Source organism: Sandarakinorhabdus rubra (assembly GCF_010994245.1).
In the GTDB taxonomy this organism is placed as follows: Bacteria; Pseudomonadota; Alphaproteobacteria; order Sphingomonadales; family Sphingomonadaceae; genus Sandarakinorhabdus; species Sandarakinorhabdus rubra.
In genome coordinates this window covers 1-927 of the sequence record NZ_WMHO01000404.1, presented here as the reverse complement: position 1 = coordinate 927, position 927 = coordinate 1, and the positions used below count along the sequence as shown (strand labels likewise).

Sequence of the window (927 nt, the reverse complement as noted above, 5' to 3'; positions counted from 1 at the left end):
GCTGCTGGCGACCGTGCGGCTGGGCGGCGATCCGGCCCGCCCCGTGGCCCTGTGCACCGGCGTCACCACCGAGCGCCATGCCCGCCAGCTGGCCGATCTGATTGCCCCTGTCGTGCAGAACCGCTGGCCGGCGCCCAGCCAGCGCGCCGAACTGGTGGTGGACGTGATCGTGCGCCCCGACGGCGAGGCCTCGGACTTCAGCATCGTCGGCAGCATCCGCCTCGCTGCCCCGCCCGCCCCGCGCCCCAGCCAGCCTGTGCAGCCGCTGGGTAGCGATGCCCTGGCGCTGCCGCTGCGCCTCGCGGTGCGGCTGGCCGATGAACAGGTGCCGCTCGCGCGCCTGCTGCCATTGAGCCCCGGCCTTATCATCCCCATCAACGCCTGCCCCGACATGCCGCTGCACCTGGGCGATCACCAGATCGGCTGGGTCAGCCTAGCCCCGCTTGCCGACGGGCGCCAGCAGGCCAGCCTCATTGCCATCGACCTCAAGCCCGCAGGAGACCGACCATGACCATCAACCCCGGCGAGATGTCCGGCCAACCGGCACCCACGCCCGGCGACGTTGCGGCAATGACGCCTGATCTTGGCGGCTTCGGCGCCATCAGCGTGCGCCTCGCCATCGAAGTGGGCGGCATCCGCCTGAAACTGGCCGACGTGCTGAAGCTGGCGGCCGGCCAGGTCCATGTGCTCGATCGCCGGGTGGACCAGCCGGTCGACGTGCTGATCTCCGAACGGCTGGTGGCGCGCGGCGAGATCGTGGCAGTGGGCGAACGCTTTGGCGTGCGCCTGACCGAAGTGCTGCCGGCCACCAGCGCATGACGGCGGCCACCCTTGTGGACCGGCTGCGGCAGCGCGCCGCCGGCCTGAACCTGGCCCTGCCGGCCGGCCTGAAGCTGCCGCAGCGCCATGCCCAGGTGGTGCAGGCGC

General features: G+C 72.4%; 2 protein-coding genes. Both read left to right on the top strand.

Translation table 11 applies throughout. The features are described 5' to 3' along the window. A partial coding sequence (locus GJV64_RS14870; RefSeq protein ID WP_205599666.1) for a hypothetical protein occupies positions 1-511 on the top strand: 511 nt, incomplete at its 5' end. Continuing rightward, positions 508-819: a FliM/FliN family flagellar motor switch protein gene (locus tag GJV64_RS14865; RefSeq protein ID WP_164158276.1), complete on the top strand. Its 312-nt coding sequence runs from the start codon at positions 508-510 to the stop codon at positions 817-819. The genes GJV64_RS14870 and GJV64_RS14865, both read left to right, overlap by 4 nt. Positions 820-927 lie beyond the last annotated feature (108 nt).